This is a genomic window from Ensifer sp. BR816, assembly GCF_000378985.1.
Classification (GTDB): Bacteria; Pseudomonadota; Alphaproteobacteria; order Rhizobiales; family Rhizobiaceae; genus Sinorhizobium.
On sequence record NZ_KB905370.1, the window covers coordinates 1,224,453 to 1,240,223 of the forward strand.

16 protein-coding genes and 1 tRNA gene are annotated in these 15,771 nt (G+C 62.0%); 7 read left to right on the plus strand and 10 right to left on the minus strand.

Annotated elements, in window-relative coordinates:
* Positions 1-75: 75 nt before the first annotated feature.
* A complete protein-coding gene (locus tag RHIBR816_RS0105895; RefSeq protein WP_026186689.1) occupies positions 76-1,059 on the plus strand; it encodes an alpha/beta fold hydrolase in 984 nt (327 codons plus the stop codon).
* Between the two features lie 161 nt (positions 1,060-1,220).
* Here RHIBR816_RS0105895 and hisN read toward each other — a convergent pair whose 3' ends face one another.
* Entirely contained in the window at positions 1,221-1,997 is a 777-nt protein-coding gene (gene hisN, locus RHIBR816_RS0105905; protein WP_018235613.1) for a histidinol-phosphatase, read from the minus strand.
* A 292-nt stretch (positions 1,998-2,289) separates the two neighbouring features.
* Entirely contained in the window at positions 2,290-3,171 is an 882-nt protein-coding gene (locus RHIBR816_RS0105910) for an N-formylglutamate amidohydrolase (protein WP_018235614.1), read from the minus strand.
* A gap of 191 nt (positions 3,172-3,362) precedes the next feature.
* Here RHIBR816_RS0105910 and cpdR1 point away from each other — a divergent pair, with 191 nt between their 5' ends.
* Together cpdR1 and RHIBR816_RS0105920 are read left to right on the plus strand one after the other, a co-directional pair.
* Positions 3,363-3,725, plus strand: coding sequence for a response regulator CpdR1 (gene cpdR1 / locus RHIBR816_RS0105915; RefSeq protein WP_003531148.1), 363 nt, complete (start codon positions 3,363-3,365; stop codon positions 3,723-3,725).
* Between the two features lie 302 nt (positions 3,726-4,027).
* Positions 4,028-4,102, plus strand: a tRNA-Val gene (locus tag RHIBR816_RS0105920).
* A gap of 61 nt (positions 4,103-4,163) precedes the next feature.
* On the opposite strand, the gene RHIBR816_RS33730 is transcribed toward RHIBR816_RS0105920, so the two are convergent.
* From RHIBR816_RS33730 to RHIBR816_RS37035, 3 genes are all read right to left on the minus strand, one after another.
* A complete protein-coding gene (locus tag RHIBR816_RS33730; RefSeq protein WP_018235615.1) occupies positions 4,164-5,309 on the minus strand; it encodes a site-specific integrase in 1,146 nt (381 codons plus the stop codon).
* 210 nt (positions 5,310-5,519) lie between these two features.
* Positions 5,520-5,786, minus strand: a complete 267-nt coding sequence (locus RHIBR816_RS0105935; protein ID WP_018235616.1) for a hypothetical protein — start codon at positions 5,784-5,786, stop codon at positions 5,520-5,522.
* A 134-nt stretch (positions 5,787-5,920) separates the two neighbouring features.
* Complete coding sequence (locus tag RHIBR816_RS37035; RefSeq protein ID WP_018235617.1) at positions 5,921-6,088, minus strand: hypothetical protein; 168 nt, start codon at positions 6,086-6,088, stop codon at positions 5,921-5,923.
* A gap of 113 nt (positions 6,089-6,201) precedes the next feature.
* Here RHIBR816_RS37035 and RHIBR816_RS38950 point away from each other — a divergent pair, with 113 nt between their 5' ends.
* The 3 genes from RHIBR816_RS38950 (at position 6,202) to RHIBR816_RS0105955 (ending at position 7,795) form a co-directional block, all read left to right on the plus strand.
* A complete protein-coding gene (locus RHIBR816_RS38950) occupies positions 6,202-6,639 on the plus strand; it encodes an Arc family DNA-binding protein (RefSeq protein WP_084811233.1) in 438 nt (145 codons plus the stop codon).
* Between the two features lie 201 nt (positions 6,640-6,840).
* Positions 6,841-7,047, plus strand: coding sequence for an Arc family DNA-binding protein (locus tag RHIBR816_RS37410; RefSeq protein ID WP_157628141.1), 207 nt, complete (start codon positions 6,841-6,843; stop codon positions 7,045-7,047).
* 94 nt (positions 7,048-7,141) lie between these two features.
* Complete coding sequence (locus RHIBR816_RS0105955; protein WP_018235620.1) at positions 7,142-7,795, plus strand: hypothetical protein; 654 nt, start codon at positions 7,142-7,144, stop codon at positions 7,793-7,795.
* 74 nt (positions 7,796-7,869) lie between these two features.
* On the opposite strand, the gene ligD is transcribed toward RHIBR816_RS0105955, so the two are convergent.
* Positions 7,870-8,841 (minus strand): non-homologous end-joining DNA ligase, encoded by a 972-nt coding sequence (ligD, locus tag RHIBR816_RS0105960; RefSeq protein ID WP_018235621.1) that lies wholly within the window; start codon positions 8,839-8,841, stop codon positions 7,870-7,872.
* Positions 8,842-9,107: 266 nt separating this feature from the next.
* Here ligD and RHIBR816_RS0105965 point away from each other — a divergent pair, with 266 nt between their 5' ends.
* Positions 9,108-9,389 carry a hypothetical protein gene (locus RHIBR816_RS0105965; protein ID WP_018235622.1) on the plus strand — a complete coding sequence of 94 codons (282 nt, stop codon included), beginning with the start codon at positions 9,108-9,110 and terminating at the stop codon, positions 9,387-9,389.
* Positions 9,390-9,428: 39 nt separating this feature from the next.
* Here RHIBR816_RS0105965 and RHIBR816_RS0105970 read toward each other — a convergent pair whose 3' ends face one another.
* From RHIBR816_RS0105970 to RHIBR816_RS0105985, 4 genes are read right to left on the minus strand one after another with little or no spacing between them, the layout of a single operon-like run.
* Positions 9,429-11,633 (minus strand): Ig domain-containing protein, encoded by a 2,205-nt coding sequence (locus RHIBR816_RS0105970; protein WP_018235623.1) that lies wholly within the window; start codon positions 11,631-11,633, stop codon positions 9,429-9,431.
* The gene (locus RHIBR816_RS0105975; protein ID WP_018235624.1) at positions 11,626-12,294 is read right to left on the minus strand and encodes a hypothetical protein; all 669 of its coding nucleotides are present in this window, start codon (positions 12,292-12,294) and stop codon (positions 11,626-11,628) included. The genes RHIBR816_RS0105970 and RHIBR816_RS0105975 overlap by 8 nt, the downstream gene beginning before the upstream one ends.
* Positions 12,291-15,500, minus strand: a complete 3,210-nt coding sequence (locus RHIBR816_RS0105980; protein ID WP_034815005.1) for a tape measure protein — start codon at positions 15,498-15,500, stop codon at positions 12,291-12,293. The genes RHIBR816_RS0105975 and RHIBR816_RS0105980 overlap by 4 nt, the downstream gene beginning before the upstream one ends.
* A gap of 2 nt (positions 15,501-15,502) precedes the next feature.
* Positions 15,503-15,727, minus strand: coding sequence for a hypothetical protein (locus RHIBR816_RS0105985; protein WP_018235626.1), 225 nt, complete (start codon positions 15,725-15,727; stop codon positions 15,503-15,505).
* Between the last annotated feature and the right edge of the window lie 44 nt (positions 15,728-15,771).

A 15,771-nucleotide genomic window follows, 5' to 3' on the forward strand; every position in this document is an offset into this window, starting at 1 on the left:
CTTTTTTCTTTGACGGGCGCGGCACTGCCGCCTATCCCTATGTCACCGACTTCCTTCCGTTGGCCGACGCGCTTCATGACGACGATCCTTCATTCCACGCCGGACAATCCGATACCGGGCAAGCCCAAGCTGGGCTTTTTCGACGGCGTCGGCAACCGGAAGATCCGCTATGCGGTGTTCAAGGCGAACACACCGGCCCCGCGCGGCACGATCGTGCTTCTGCAGGGGCGCAACGAGACGATCGAGAAATACTTCGAAACGATCGCCGACCTCACCGCGGCAGGATTTTGGGTGGCCACTTTCGACTGGCGCGGCCAGGGCGGATCCGAACGGCTGCTGCCGCAGCCGGGTCGCGGCCATGTGGAGCATTTTGCCGAGTATGAGCGCGACCTGACGATATTCCTGGAGCAGATCGTGCTGCCCGACACGCGCCTGCCCTTCTCCATCGTCGCCCACTCGATGGGTGCGCTGGTCGCCCTGTCGTTGGCGCCGTTGCTGGCGAGCCGCATCGAACGGATGGTGCTCCTTGCGCCCTTCATGGGATTGATGGGCCAGGCAATCGGCGAGCGCGGCATCGTGGCTGTCGCGACCACCATGCGCTGGTTCGGCCTCGGAAACCTGCCGGTGCGCCGCGACAAGGAGCGCCCAGCGCCCTTCGGCAATAACCCCCTGACAACGGACAACCGCCGCTACACGCGCAACCTGGCGCTGGTCGACACCCACCCGCAATTGGGCATCGGGTCACCGACGGGCCGCTGGTTGAGCGAGGCGTTCAGAACGATCCGGCGCGTGACGCGCCGCGAACACCTGACGCGGATCACGGTTCCGACCGTCATACTGGCGCCGACCGCCGACGCACTCGTGCCCTATCTCGCGATGGAAACTCTGGCCAGCAACTTCCGCGCCGGCCACCTGGTCCCGATCGACGGCGCGCGCCACGAACTGTTCCAGGAGGCCGACCGCTACCGCGCTCAAGCGCTCGCCGCGATCCTGGCCTTCCTGCCGGAGGCGGAGGCCGAGGAGGCCGACCGTTCGCCGCGCACAATGGAAGATGCCTAATGCATGTCGCCCGAAAGTGTGCAGCGGTTTCGGGACAACGACATGCATCAAAACAATGACAAGCGCATCGGCCCGAAAATCGGAATCGATGTTCGGGCCGATGCGTAGATTCAAGTGTCGCAACGTCCCTGAGCGCCCGAAGAGACGCGCAGCGCTGTAGTTCAGCGGGATCGCAACATCTCCAGCGCCTGCGCATGGAGTTCCGGGCTGCCGGCGGCGACGATCTCGCCGCCCATTTCCGCCGGACCGCCCTGCCAATCGGTGATCACGCCGCCCGCCTGTTCGATCAGCGGAATGAGCCCGCCGACATCATAGGGCTTCAGGCCGCATTCGATGACGAGGTCGACATGGCCGGCCGCAAGCAGCGCGAAGGCATAGCAATCGCAGCCGTAGCGGAAGAGCCGCACCTTCGCCTGCAGCGCCTCGAAGCGCTCCTTGATGTCGCCCGTGTAGAGATGCGGCGAGGTGGTGAACAGCACGGCGTCCGAAAGCGCAGCGCAGGGACGCGTCGAAAGCACCTTCTCGCCGCCGGGACCGCGATAGGTCGACCTCTCGCCGTCGGCGAAATAGCGCTCGCCGGTGAACGGCTGGTCCATCAGCCCCATGATTGCCTTGCCGTTCTTATAAAGCCCGATCAGCGTTCCCCAGACGGGCAGTCCGGAAATGAAGGCGCGGGTTCCGTCGATCGGATCGATGACCCAGACATGGTCGCGGTCGAGACCGATATTGCCGTGTTCCTCGCCGAGGATGCCGTGTTCGGGAAACGTCCCTTCGATCAATCGCCGGATCGCCGCCTCCGCCGATTGGTCGGCTTCCGTGACGGGGTCGAATCCGCCTTCGAGCTTGTTGACGACGCTTGTGCCGGTGCGGAAGCGCGGCAGCGTTTCCACCTTGGCGGCGTCGGCGAGGCGGTCGAAGAAGGAACGATCGGGCAGCATGTCACGCTCATTGTGGGAGGAAGGGAGTTCATTCTGAATAGAGGAAATTTGTCGAAAGGCAACGATTTGCCCCCGCTTGGCGCCGGCTCGGGGAACTGCACTCGAGCGCCAAATCAACGCAGCGCCCGCTCAAGGCGAAGCCTGCACCCCACAAACTTGACAATTGTGCAGTGCAATATTAATCTTCTCATGCAGTCACGCGTGGCTGCAAATACCCTCCTTGGGTGTTTCCTCCCTAGACTTGACCGCGCCGCTGGCGCGGTTCTTTTTAGGCGCAAAGAGGGTTTTCCTGCTACTCCGCCGCAAGCGGCAGATAGGCACCGTAGTCCTCTACATGGCACGCCAACTCTGCGACAAAGGTGGCAAGATCGGTTGCCAAAGCGGCAAAACCCGGCTTTTTGACCAAGCTCGCCTCGTCGATGTAGAGGCTGCGGTTGATCTCGATCTGCAGCGCATGCAGCCCGCGCGTCGGCCGGCCGTAATGCTCGGTGATGAACCCGCCGGCATAGGGCTTGTTGCGCGTCACCGCATAGCCGAGTTGCTCCAGGAGCTCCACCGCGACGCGTGATAGTTCCGCGGCGGCGCTGGTTCCATAACGGTCACCGATGATGAAGTCCGGGCGCTGGCTACTTCCCGCCAGGTGCACGTTTCCGGGCATCGAATGGCAGTCGATGAGCACCGCCATGCCGAACTGGACATGGGTGCGGGCGATCAGCTTGCGCAACGTCGCATGGTAGGGTTTGTAGATCACCTCGATCCGCGCCAGCGCCTCCTCGACGGGAACGCGGCTGCGATAGATCTCCATGTTCTCGGCCACCAGCCGCGGCACCGTCCCGAGCCCGCCGGCAACCCGCATCGAGCTGATATTGGCATGGGCCGGCAAGGCCCCTTCGAACATGCGCGGATCGAGCTCGTAGGGTTCGCGGTTAACGTCGAGAAAGGCGCGCGGGAAATGGGCTCTCAGCAGCGGCGCTCCGAGAAGCGTCGCACTTTGGAAGAGTTCGTCGACGAAGTGATCCTCGGAGCGGCGGATCGAATGCGAATCAAGACGCGACTGATCGAGGAAAGATTGGGGATAATACCGGCCGCTATGCGGGGAATTGAACACGAAGGGGATCCGCTGGCTGGCGGGCTCCAAGACCTCGAACACGTCCCACTCGGCCACTTCCCCCATCGGAACCCTTTTTACCATATGCGGATCTTGCTGTTTTGATCATGTTGCCAGTTGGCCGCCGCTGTGTCCATAGTGGCCTCCCGCCGGTTTCGGGGGTTGACCCCGCCCGTTCACCGGATATTTACGCTGTTGCGGTTTGCTAGGCTGCCGCATCCCACAAGCATTGAAAAGAAGTAGCCACGGCCGAATTCATGACTGCGAAAATCCTCCTTGCCGAAGACGATAACGACATGCGCCGCTTCCTCGTGAAGGCGTTGGAAAAGGCGGGCTACAAGGTCCTGTCCTACGACAACGGCGCCAGCGCCTACGACCGGCTTCGCGAAGAGCCCTTTTCGCTGCTGCTGACCGACATCGTCATGCCCGAGATGGACGGCATCGAGCTTGCCCGCCGGGCGACCGAGCTCGATCCGGACCTGAAGGTGATGTTCATCACCGGCTTTGCTGCCGTCGCGCTCAATCCGGACTCGAAGGCCCCGAAGGACGCCAAGGTCCTCTCAAAGCCCTTCCACCTTCGCGACCTCGTCAACGAGGTCAACAAGATGCTGGCCGCCTGAGGCTGCCCAAGCGGTTTCCCTGTCTGTCAAACGGCTGGCCAAGCCGATCTGCTTGACCAGCTTCCGCTTGTGATTCGCCCCGCCAGGTCTCGCAACCCCGTTCGTCATGCCGCCCGTTCATCCGGCAGCCGCCTCTGCTATTTCAAATATTTAGCCTGCCCGATGCGCCCGCGGCGGGCTAGGGGCAAAACGCGCGCCCACACAATCCCGCCCCGCGGGCGCTAGCAAAATTTCTGTCAAAAAACCTTCGAAAAGCCTATTGACGCGCACGCCGGTTTTATGGTCTATGCGCCGCATCGGATGGGCGTGTAGCTCAGCGGGAGAGCACTACGTTGACATCGTAGGGGTCACAAGTTCGATCCTTGTCACGCCCACCATTCCGATCCCTTGTTTCACAAGGTGTTGCGGCAATCCTCGTCATAGCCGCTTCCTTTCGTTTTATTGGTTGCCCAAGTTTCGCCCATGAAACCGCTGTTTTGCCGCCTGCAAATGGTGCGGAGAATGGTGGCCATAGACCTTATCGATGATTTTCTCTGACGTGCCCGTGAAGCCCGCGACTTCCCAAACAGGCACTTCGCGTTGAAGCATCCAGGTGATGCATGTGTGCTTCATGACGTGCGGCGTGACATCGTCACCGAGATCGGCAAGCACGCGGGCTCGATCCCATCCCCGGCGCTCTTTCTTGATCAGCCGACCGGCGAACTCGACGGGACCTTTGACGGTGATCCTGCGCCAGCGCTGAACGTGCGGAATCAAGTTCTCAGGAATAGGCGCAGGCGTCCGCCGCTTGTTCGTTTCAGCCTGACCCTCACCCCGCCGATAGAGGATGCCACGATCGAGATCGAACCAACCCCCATCGGAATTCACACCCCAGCGCAGGCCCAAGATGGCCTCGTGTCGTGTGCCGGTGTAGAGACCAATAAGGATGAACCGAGCGACGTGATAGACGGGCTTGAACATGCGGCCCCACTTCGCCGGCTCGCGCGTCTCGACATCCAATGCGACGGGCACGATGCCGAGCGCCCCGGCGAGCAGTCGCGCAGCCTCTGAGCGCGTCAGCCATCGCTGGCGCGACGGCGCCTTCGGAGGCAGTGTGACCGGAACAGGATAGATGAGCTTCTTTTCTTTGTACGCAAAACTGAGCGCCGCCTGGAGCGTCTCCAGCTCGCGACGCGCTGTGCCGGCGGTCACTGCTCTTCGGCCGATCTTCCCGGTTTCGCGCGATTTTCGGTAGGCACGACATGAAGTGCCATCGATCACATCGCATGTCCTATCGCCGAAGAACGCCAACAGATGCGTCATATGCCACGCGACCAGTTCCGGATGCGCCAATTCAGGCGCGCGCTGCTCGCAATAGAAGGCAATCACGTCGGCGACCTTTACTTCAGCGGGATCACCCTGCCGCCAGTCCGGCCGGTGCTTTTCCGCGAGGTAGCGCTCGAGGGCTTTTTCAGCCCCTCCACGATCATCTTCGCCGCAGCCAGTGCTGCGCTCGGTTGCTCCGTCGAGGATGACCCAGGCGGCCGGCCGGCCGGATCTTGCCTTTCTGAGATGGAGCCTGGCTCCTTTCGATTTTCTTGGCATAGCACCCTCATCTGAGTGATGTTGGCGAGCGTGGTGTAGAGCTTGCCGTTGATCCGCTCGCAGGTAAGCCTTCCTCTGTGAAACTCGCGCGCCAGGCCACTTTCCGTCATCGATCCATCGGGAAAGGCGAGCGCAGCGGCGACAGCCAGCCGAAGGGGATCGTCAAGGCTTATTGTTGAAGCGTCGATATCGCGTGCTGCCTGCATGGCTTCACCCCTTCAGCTCAAAAAACCCGAGCGCCGCCGTCACCATCGAAGCGGCCATACGATCCTCACCGTCGTGCATCGCCCTGTCCGCAAGCCTCAGCGCCTCGATCGCCTCCGCCATCGAGGTCGCCGGTTTGCCCCAGCGCTCAAGTGTGCGGAGCGGACGCTTGAATGTATTCTTCGCCAGGAGATCGCGCTCGTCATCGTCTTCCGGAGCATGGCAGTCAAAGAATGCGAGTTCGCGCCGGTAGGTGGCGATTAGGGTCAGCAAATTTGCTGACCCGGCGTCACTCAGAATAGAACAGCATGAAATATCAGGTGTTTGCTTTGTCTCTACGCTTACGCTAATATAACCCCGCATCGAAAATACCTTTCTTTGATGCACCAAAGGGCGAAGCGGGTTTCTCAGGCCGTTGCTTCGCCTTTTTCGTTTCTGCTATCGACTTTGTCTTTTCTCTCCCGAACGCTGCGCACGATCTCGGAATTCTGCGAACTCAGGTTGCGGCGCGCCTCTGCCTCAATAAAGCGTTTGAGGTCCAGAGGGATGCGCAGCTGGATTGAGACCATTTCCATTTCTTCACCCTCCGATATGTCGACTCGACACCTTTTGACTATGGGCATCTAAAATGGATGATGTCAACTCGACAGCATAGAAAACATGTCGAATCGCTACTATGGTTCGCGCTATGAACAAGAAAAAAGCGCCGCCGCCCTCAGACCTCGCCGACAAATTCATGCTCCGTCTCCCGCCAGGGATGAGAGAACAGTTGAAGGAATGGGCCAACGCGGAAGGCAGATCCATGAATGCTGAGATCATTCATCGACTGCAGCAGTCGTTCGAGCCACCCGAGCTTATGACCGGCAAGTTTCTGGATGAGAACTACCTGCTCCGACGAAAGCTGGAGGATTGGGCCGAGCTGCTCATTCAGTTAACTCCTGAGGAGATGCGGATACTGCAGGAGCGCGGCGAAATAGCGAGAAACGCGAAGACACTTCCATTAAGTTCGAAGGCGATAGCGAAGTTCACGCAGCTCCGACGCATTGGAGGTCAGCGTGTGGTATTGACCGTGCCATCGGCCAAGGATGCTTACGACGCACTATTTGACCGCACCGTAAAGGAATGAGTGCGAGCGGTTCGTCGTCCTCGGGGAGCGCGCGATGAAAACGCCCTATGTCGATGAAGCCGATCACTCTTGAGCGGATCGAGAAAATGCTCCGGATTTGCCAGGAGCTGGTCGATCGTAGAGGACCAAATTGCACTGCCGCTGCTCGAACGCCTGGAGCGCGAGCGCGAGCGATTTTATATCGCATCCAGGAGCGCCACCATGACGAAAACGTCCTATGTCGACCTGACCCTCTCACCAGAGATGAAAGTCCGCATCGCCGAATCCGCGAAGAAAAACGGCCGCTCAATGACCGACGAGATCAATGCGCTGCTCGAGTCTTTCTTGGATGGTGCGACCTTGTCGCCGGAAATGAGGGCCATTGCAGCCGAATTGGCCGATCAGATAGCCGCAGCAAGGCGCAAGTGAGCCGGCGCGACTACCGGCGAGAATAATTGCGCCAAAACCCGTTTCGGACGGGAACGGGTAAAACGTTCCAAGGCGGAACGTTTGGGGGAAGCTTATGGGACTTAGGGAAGCGTGGGATCGGTTCGTTTGGCTGATCCCTTTTGTCGTGGTTGTCACACTCGTGCTGCTCACCCTCTTTGGAAGGGAACCGTTCTGCGGATCGGGCCAGGAGAATTGCTTTCGCGAGTGGGTCTCGGCCCTCAGCGGCTGGTTTGCCGGAGTGGCCGCCTTCATCACCTTGGCCGTGTTGAGCCGGCAGATAAGCGACGGTCGGAAGCATCATCAACAGGCTCTCGACGTAACACTGCTTCGCACGGATTCGGTCGTTAATCGCGCTCGCAGCCATGCGCATGATCTGCTCGCCTCGGTCGCGAGCACAGAGTTCATTTTGAGACAGTCCCCCCTGACACAAGCCCGCGTCGACTTCGCAAGCGCTATCGTAATGAACGTACAGGGCAAGGCGATGGTAAGCGTTTTCGACCAGTTCGCAGACGAGGTCGGCAGTGCAAGCCCTTCCCTATTGTCGGAGGCTCGCAGCAGCCTGGAAACTGCCGTGATGTCGCTAAAGGTAGGGAAAACCGACCCGGAGGTTTTAGATGCGTGCGATGAGCTGATCGGAAATGCTCTGAATCGCGCGCGGGAGTTTGCAAACGACATTATCGCGACGTCCGAAGCGTTCAAGGCCTGGAGAGAGCATCTGGCCAACTAGTAATGCGCTATCTAAAACCCCGATTAGGGCGCACACATGTGACGGCCCCCGATCGCCGCGCAATGAACGTCCTGCTATCTCAACTCATAGATCGCCAATTCATCGGCACGCTCACGTATCCCCTTGAAGGACGGGTGCCGCAGCCTCCCCTCGTTCGTCCATGCGAAATATTCGATCTCGGCGACGAGCAACGGCTCGGTGAAGACGGCGCCCTTGCGCTTCAGATCGACCGCCGGCGCCTCGGTCGCAATCTCCTCGAGGAGCTTGCGCAATTCCCGCGAAAGGTCCTGCGACCAGCCGGTACCGACTCCGCCGACATAGACGAGGCCGCCGCCCCTTCTTGCCGCCAGTAATAGCCGGCCGATCCCGCCAGGCGCGGTCGACGGTTCGAAGCCGACGATCGCGAAACGGTCGCGTCGCTTGCACTTGATCTTCAGCCACCAGGGATGGCGCCCCGAACGATAGGGACGGTCGCGGTGCTTGGCGATGATGCCTTCGAGACCATGCGCGCAGGCGACGCGCAGCAGCTCGTCGCCGTCCGCATCGACTTCCTCCGAAAGCCGGATGGCGCCGTCGCCGCCGGCGACGATCGGCTCGAGCAGCCGCCGGCGTTCGCTGAGAGGCAGCCGGCGCAGATCCTGGCCGTCGAGATAGAGAATATCGAAGGCGAAGAGCACGATCTCGCCGGGCTCATGCGCGGCCGGCCGGCGGCCAAGCGCCCGCTGCAGCATGCCGAAGTCGGATCGGCCCTTGTCATCGAGCACGACCGCCTCGCCGTCGAGGATGGCCGTCGTCACGCCGAGCTGCGACGCCTCGGCGGCGATCGACGGAAAGCGATCGGTCCAGTCATAGCCGCCGCGCGTGATGATGCGGATCCGCCCGGGCTCGACATGGACGGCCAGCCGGTATCCGTCCCATTTGACCTCGAAGGCCCATTCCGGCCCCCTCGGCGGCCGATCGACAAGCATCGCGACGCATGGGTCGACGCGCGGCGGCATTGGATCCTGCGGCGTGTCTGGGGGCTGCTTCGACGAGGCTTTGGCCATTCGTGCTCTTGCCGAAGGAAAGAGCCCGTAGCGAAGGTTAATGGAGGGAAACGGGGGGCCACGGGCTCAGAGTTAAAGGCCAATAATATGGCTGTCGTCATTGTGACAGATCCGGGGGATTTGTCGATTAACCCATTGAGACTAGCGCAAAGAACCGGCCCCATTGACTTATGGGCGACCGCCAATCATATCAGCCCCATGGCGCTGGCGGGCGCCAAATCCATGGCATGCGGGACCATCAAACCCTCGACCGAGGAGGATCGCGCATGCCGGAAAAACTGAAGACACTCGCCGATTTCACCCTGTCGCATATGCACCTGAACTGCTCGCATTGCGGACGCCGCGGCCGCTACGACGTTGCGCGGCTGATCGAGGCGCATGGCGCCGAAATGCCAATCCGCGATTTCATCGACACGATCGGCCAGAGCTGCCATCGCTGGACGCATCCGGCTGACCATCAGCGCTGCGGTCTCGGCTGCGACGCCCTGATCTACATGTTCATGCCGAAGCCGGCCGCCGATGGCTACGCCGAGCAGATGGCCCAATGAAAATGAAAAACCCCCGCCGAAGCGGGGTTGAGCCGTGCCTTAGGTCTCCTGCTCCGCCCCGATCGCGTAGAAGCTCGACGGCGCGTTGAGGTTCGAATACTCCGCCGCAATCCAGGCGTCCGAGAGCGCGCTCATGCGCAGATAGGCAAAGCCGACCTTGCCCCGCCATGAGAACGACTGCGTATCGTAGCGGTCCGACCCATAGACAAGATATTGAACGGTTGAGCCGACCGCCGTGATCGTGGAGTCCGTCACCTTGTCGCCGCCATTGTAGTAGCCCCGGCGCTCTGTCGTCCCGTCATAGACGACATTGACGCGGGCCATCGTGCCGACTGCTGGGTTTTTCGTCGAGGCAAACTCCAGCGAACTGTTGCTTGCATCAAAGAACGCTCGGACACGCGCGCCACCGCTCGCAATATAGGCAACGTTGCCAACAGAAGCGCTCGCAGTCGCCAACGCCACGGCAACGCGGGTCGTTCCGTCATTGCGCGAGAGGGACACGCCGAGAGACCAGACCGTTCCGGGGGCGCTTATCGGCGCGGTGAGCCGTGCATCGGATGTGAAACTGCACGCGCCGCCACCAAGGGCGCCGTCGTACGGCTTCCATTTTTCAACGATGGAATTCTCTCCGCTCACATTGCGCAGCGTGTAGAAAAATCCGCCAGCTGGCCCGCCATCTTCGAGAATAGTGCCGCTGTTGCCGAACAATCCACCTACAGTGACCGTTCCGTCCAGCTCGACGCGGGTATGACGGTCGAAATTGTCGTCCGCCAGGAACAGAGCGTTGCCGTACCAAACAGCCCCTTGCACTTTCTGAAGCGGCTCGGACATCGTGATCGTGCCGACGTGCGCGCCGGTTGCGGGGTCGAATTTATATAGCTGATCGGTTCCCGGCGAGAACACATAAGGCGCACCATAAAGGTAGCCATCGACCGGGCAGTAGGCGCCGGGCCCGCCGACCGGGCTCGCTACCCCTGACGTATCGAAAGTCTCGATGAAGGCGAGGGTTGACGCATCAAAAACCGCGATCTGCGAGGGCGACCCCACGGAAATGTAAAGCCGACCGTCGCCGCCAACGCACCCGCCGCCGACATCCGTTGCTGCGGTTCCTGTGTCGCCGGCAGGGTCAAGATTGCTTGCCAGCACGGTGTCAAGGGCGGCGTTATACCGTCGCAGCGCATTCGACCCGAGCACAACAAACTCGCCATTTGGGAGCGGGATAACGCCTTCATGGCCCGTGACCGTTACCGAAGACAAAAGTTCGAAGGTTTGCGGATAGCCCCACGCGCGCGCCTGGCTTTTGCCGGTGCGGTTGAAGATGTCCACGCCTGGGATAATCACGACATCATAATCGGACCAGACTGCGTTGCGACCATTCGTATCGACCGCTGGGAGCAGATTAAGGTTGCTGTCGCCATAGTGAATTCGAACGACCGTATCCGTCGCGGTCGCTACCGTCCGCTTGAAGTAGAGCAGACCATCGGAAGCCGCATGGTTGAACCAGACGAGGTCGAACGGAATGAGGGCGCCGCCGGTCGTCTTCACCCGAATATCGCCGCCGTCTTCCTTCACATGCGACCAGAAACCGGCCGGCATGTCGGAGAGGTCGACATACACGGGGAAATCCGTGAGATCCGACGAGACCTCGCCGGCCGCGATCGTCAGCTCTGCATAATAGGTCGAGCCGTCGGCCACCTCGAGCGTGAAGCTCGGCAGGTCGTCGGTATCGCTCACAGCATCCGTCACCCGCACCGACAGGCCGGTGAAGCTGCCAACCTCCGTCGGCGTCCCGGAAACGGCGCCAGTGGATGAATCTACGGAGATCCCCGCTGGCCAGTCGCCAACAAGCGAATAGCTATAGGGCGGCGTGCCATAGGATGCGGAAACCGTGAAGCCGGCATAGGACGAACCCTCCGTCGCGGTCAGGACGGGAGTGCCGGAGATCGTCAGCGCCGCAAGCACGATGGTGATCTCGTGCCCCTGCAGGCTTTCGAGCCCGTCGCGCTCGGACGTCACGCGCACGATCGCGCTCTCGACCAGCTGTGACGGGCTGCCGCCGTCGAAGAATGACGACAGCGGCACTTCGTAGCTCGTGCCCGTAATGCCGGAATGCACCGCGAGAATGTTGCGGTCGGCATCCATCACGGTGATTTTCGTCGTCTGGCCGTCCTCAGGCGTGACGTCGGCAGCACCCCAGGAAAGGATCTGACTGTCCTCGGTTAGCCTGTTGCGCTGGTCAAACATCGATTCTCTCTCCAATCCGATCGGGCCAGGTCTTCACCACACGCCTGGACACTGCGGTTCGATCGACGACAACCTCCTCGAGGAAGCCGCCGACAGTGCTGAAGCCGGCGCCCTGACGATGGTGGCGCATTGCCTCGAAATATGGCTGCGCGTGAGCTTCCGCGCTGAAGGCCGGGCGATCGGCGCCCGAACGCGCCTTCGCCAGAAACCCTCCGAGCTCTGCCGGCATCGGAACGCGCGGCCCTAGCACAAGGAAGCCGTTGGCGTCGTGCAGCATGCCGCTCGGCATGCGGTGTCCCGACCCGGCGAGATAGCGGATCTGCGGGGCCAAGGCGGCTTCTGACCATCCCGCCACGACCGCGAGATAGTCGCAATCGGCCTCGGCGATCGGCGCCAATACGTCGCTTTCGAACGTGGCGAAGTGCTGCGCCAGCGATGTCGCAAGGTCGTCAAAGCCGCGATGCATGGCGCGACCAGACATCCATTCCAGGAAGAGCCGCGAAAGGGGCTGTTGCCCCAGCACAACGAGAACCGCCGGCAGATCCTCCAACGCGAAGACCTTCGTACCGACGAACCCCAATGTGCCGTCATCTTCGGTCGATGCGGCATCGGAGATCACGTGCACCGCTGATTTTTCCGCGAAGGCAAGAAGAGCGCTCATCCGTTCAGCGCCGCCTTGAATGCGCCGGGTTGCGCCCGGACCGCATTGAGAATGGTCTTGACGCCGGCCTGCGTCGACATCGCCTGCGACAGGAAGGACTGCGCGTCGAAGGTGTTGACGATCTGCGTGCGCGCGTCGACGCTCGGAGCCACCGCCGCGGATACCGGAGGCGCGGAGCCACCGCCGATCCGCGGCATCACATAGCCGCCCTGCGCATAGCCGCTCATGCCGGCGTTGATTGCCTCGAGGAGAGCGCGGTTCTTTTTCGTCGCCTCGGCATTCACGACGAACTCGCGCCCGTGCACGACGCCGGCAGGCTTGTTCTTGGCGATGTTGCCGGTGTAGCCGCCCGAGGAGAAGCCCAGCAGACCGCCGAGCAAGCCACCACCAGCGGCGCCACCGGTGAAAATGCCGGCGAAAATCTGGTCGAGGGCGATGTCGAGAAGCCGGTCGGCGAGACGGCTGACCGCGTTGTAAAGCGCCTCCGTGGCGCTTTTGCCCTGCACCAGGTCGGAAATCAGCCCCTTGATCGAACTCTGGAAGGCATAGCCGATGTCGTCGTTAACGGCGGCAAGCTCTTCCTGCTTCTGGCGCAGACGCTCGGCCGCTTCCGTCGCCGTGTCGTAGGCGGCGACGGCGCCATAGCGGGCATTCGCTTCCGCCTCGACTGCGGCGCGGATCTCGTCGGTGATGGTGACGCCCTGACGCTGCAGTTCGTTCAGCGTCTCACGGATCACCCGCTCGCGTTCGCGCTCGGCATTGGAGGCGCCGAGCATCTGCGTCTCTGCGCTGATGCCGGCCGTTTCCTCGGAGAGCGCCGCCATGGTCTCACGGATCAGGTCGCGCTGCTCCGCCCGGATTTCGTTCTCGCGAGCCAGCACGGTATTGAGGCCGGCGCGATGCTCGGCATACCCGCGCACATCATCGACGGTGGCGCCGCCTCCTAGTATCTCCGGATTGGCCTTGATGGCACCGGCAGACAGCACCTCCGAAACCGGCGTGCCGGGTGCTGCCTTCAAGACGTTGATCGCGCCCTGCGGACCAAGGAAGTGCGCGAGTTGCAGCGCCGCTTCATTGACGGAGACCCCCGCCCTTTGAAGCAGAGCGGCATTCTCGCGCGCATAGGCCTCAATCAGCGTCCTCGACGTGTCGGCATCGGTGCGCAGCGCCAGGATCGTCTCGCGCGACATGTTCGCAGCGCGATCAGGGAAGTGCTCGCGGAACAGCCGTAGCCAGGTGGATTCGATGAACTGACCGAGACCGGTTGCAGAGGATCGCGGGTTGCGGGCATCAGTGTCGCCGCCGCTCTCGGCACCGACGACGCGATCAACGAAGCCGCCGATCGCGCCCTCGAACGTCTTGACGCCCTTCTCCGCTGCCAGTTCCGTTTCCGCCTGGATGCGCGCCGCTGCCTCCGACAGCGCGACGCCCGCCTCTTCTGCGGCCTTCAGAATCTGGTCGGTGCGCGTATCCAGTTCGCGCTGGAATTCCGTCCGGCTCGCTTCGGTCTGCCGCTCACGCAGGAAATCCTGACGCTTGCGATCCTCGACGTCGCGCTCGGACAGTTGGCGGAAGCCGGCCGCGCGTGGATCTCCTGCCTGTGCTCCGCCAAGCGATTGAAGGTCCGATGTCGTTGCCCGCACTTCCTCACCGATGGCGATAAGCTTGTCGAGCAGAGGGTTCAGCTTGTTTGCGAGGTTCGTAAACCCGGGATCGCTCGTGGCGAGCTTGTTCAGCGCCTCTTGCGCCTTCGCACCGCCGCCGGCTGTACCGTCGAGCGAATCCCGGAGGGTTTCGAGCGCTCTGACCTGTGCCTGGAACTCAGGATCATCCCCAAACTCGCCGCGAACGTCATTCAGGCGATCGAGCGCGCTTTGCGCAGCTTCCCGGACCTCGGCGGCCGTTTTCTTGTATTCGTCGATATCGCCCTTTACCTGCTGTGAAAGGCGGAATGTTTCGGTTTCGACAAACCTGTTGCCGCTCTTGGCGGCGGCCTCCCCAGCGCCATCGGCTGCACCCTTGACCCGCTTAAGCGCTTCGGCATAGCGATCGGCCTTTTGCGCCGCCGTCTCGGCCGAATTGCCCGCGTCATCGGCGCTTGTCGCGAAATACAGAGCCGCGGTCGCCGCCACGCCGATCGCCGCGCCGAGCGGTCCCGCGGCAGCACTGAGCCCACCAAGCAGCAGCCCGCCACGCGCCGCAACCTGAGCCGCACGCAGTTCCCGAACGAACTTTCCGAAAGCAAGTCCGGCTTCGCCGAGTTTCACGATCATGCCGGCGATCGAGCGTCCGAGAAGACCCGCGGCAAGAATACTCGCGAAGGCAACAGCCGCGTCAGCCGTCCCCTCGAAATTGTCGGCCAGCGCCTCGAGGCCCTTGATCAGCCGCTGCGAGGCGCCGAGGCCTTCATCGGTCTGGCCGATATAGCGCGTAAAGGCGTTCTGGATCTTCGTGAACGCCTGGTCGAAGGTCGTCGCCGCCTGCGAGGCCTGCGCCTTCAGTCCGGCCGAGCCGCGCAGGAAGGCTGCGAAGAATTCCTTGCTGGTGACGCTGCCGTCGATCACGAGCTGGCGCAGCTTCGAGACTGAGCCGCCGGCCTCCTCCATGCCTTCGGCGACCGCCTGCAGGATCGGCCGCGCGCCTTCATTGATGGAATTGAACTCCTCCGCCCTGACCACCGCGCCGCCGAGCGCCTGAGACAGCTGCAGCAGCGCGCCACTTGCCGACTGGGCATCGGTGCCCGCAACCTTCAGCGCGTCGCCGACGCCTTCGGTGAACTTGAACAGCTGCTCCTGGTCGGCGCCGAGTTCCTTGGCCGACTGCGAGAGCCGCGAGAACAGCGTGACGGTCGCGCCGAGATCGGCGCCCGCCCCTTGCGCGATGTTGAACAGTCGGTCGAGCGTGCCGGTCATCCGCTCGGCCGGCACGCCGGCGACCTTCAGCGCGTTGCCGGCCTTCGTCCAGGCATCGGCATACTGGATGACCTCACGCACGCTGAGCGCCGCGACGACGCCGCCGAGCGGCGCCACCAGCGACCGCGCCGCATTCTTGCCGATCACGTCGAGATTGCGATTGAGCTGCTTACCCCGCTTTTCGATGGCGTTAAACTCACGGCTGGAGACAGCGCGCGCCTTTGCCATTTCCTTTTCGAATTTGCGGATGTCGGCGGAGAGTTGGACATGCAGTCTTTCCAGATCGGTCGCCATCTTCATTGCTCCGTTGAATGATCGTCGGCTCGAAGGAGCCGTGCATAGAGATCAAGGATGCGCGCCAGTTCGCTGCGCCCGATGGTGCTTGCCGCGAGGAACGACGCGCGACCGAGCAACGAGCCGACGATATCGTCGTCGCGGACCCCGAGAGCCTGCATGGCAGCAATCAGGCGATCGACTGCGGCGTCAATGATCGGATTTGTCGGCGGGCGGCCTTCGGGCATGCGTCATTTCCCTGATTGGTTTCCCGGGGTGCGGCGACCGAACG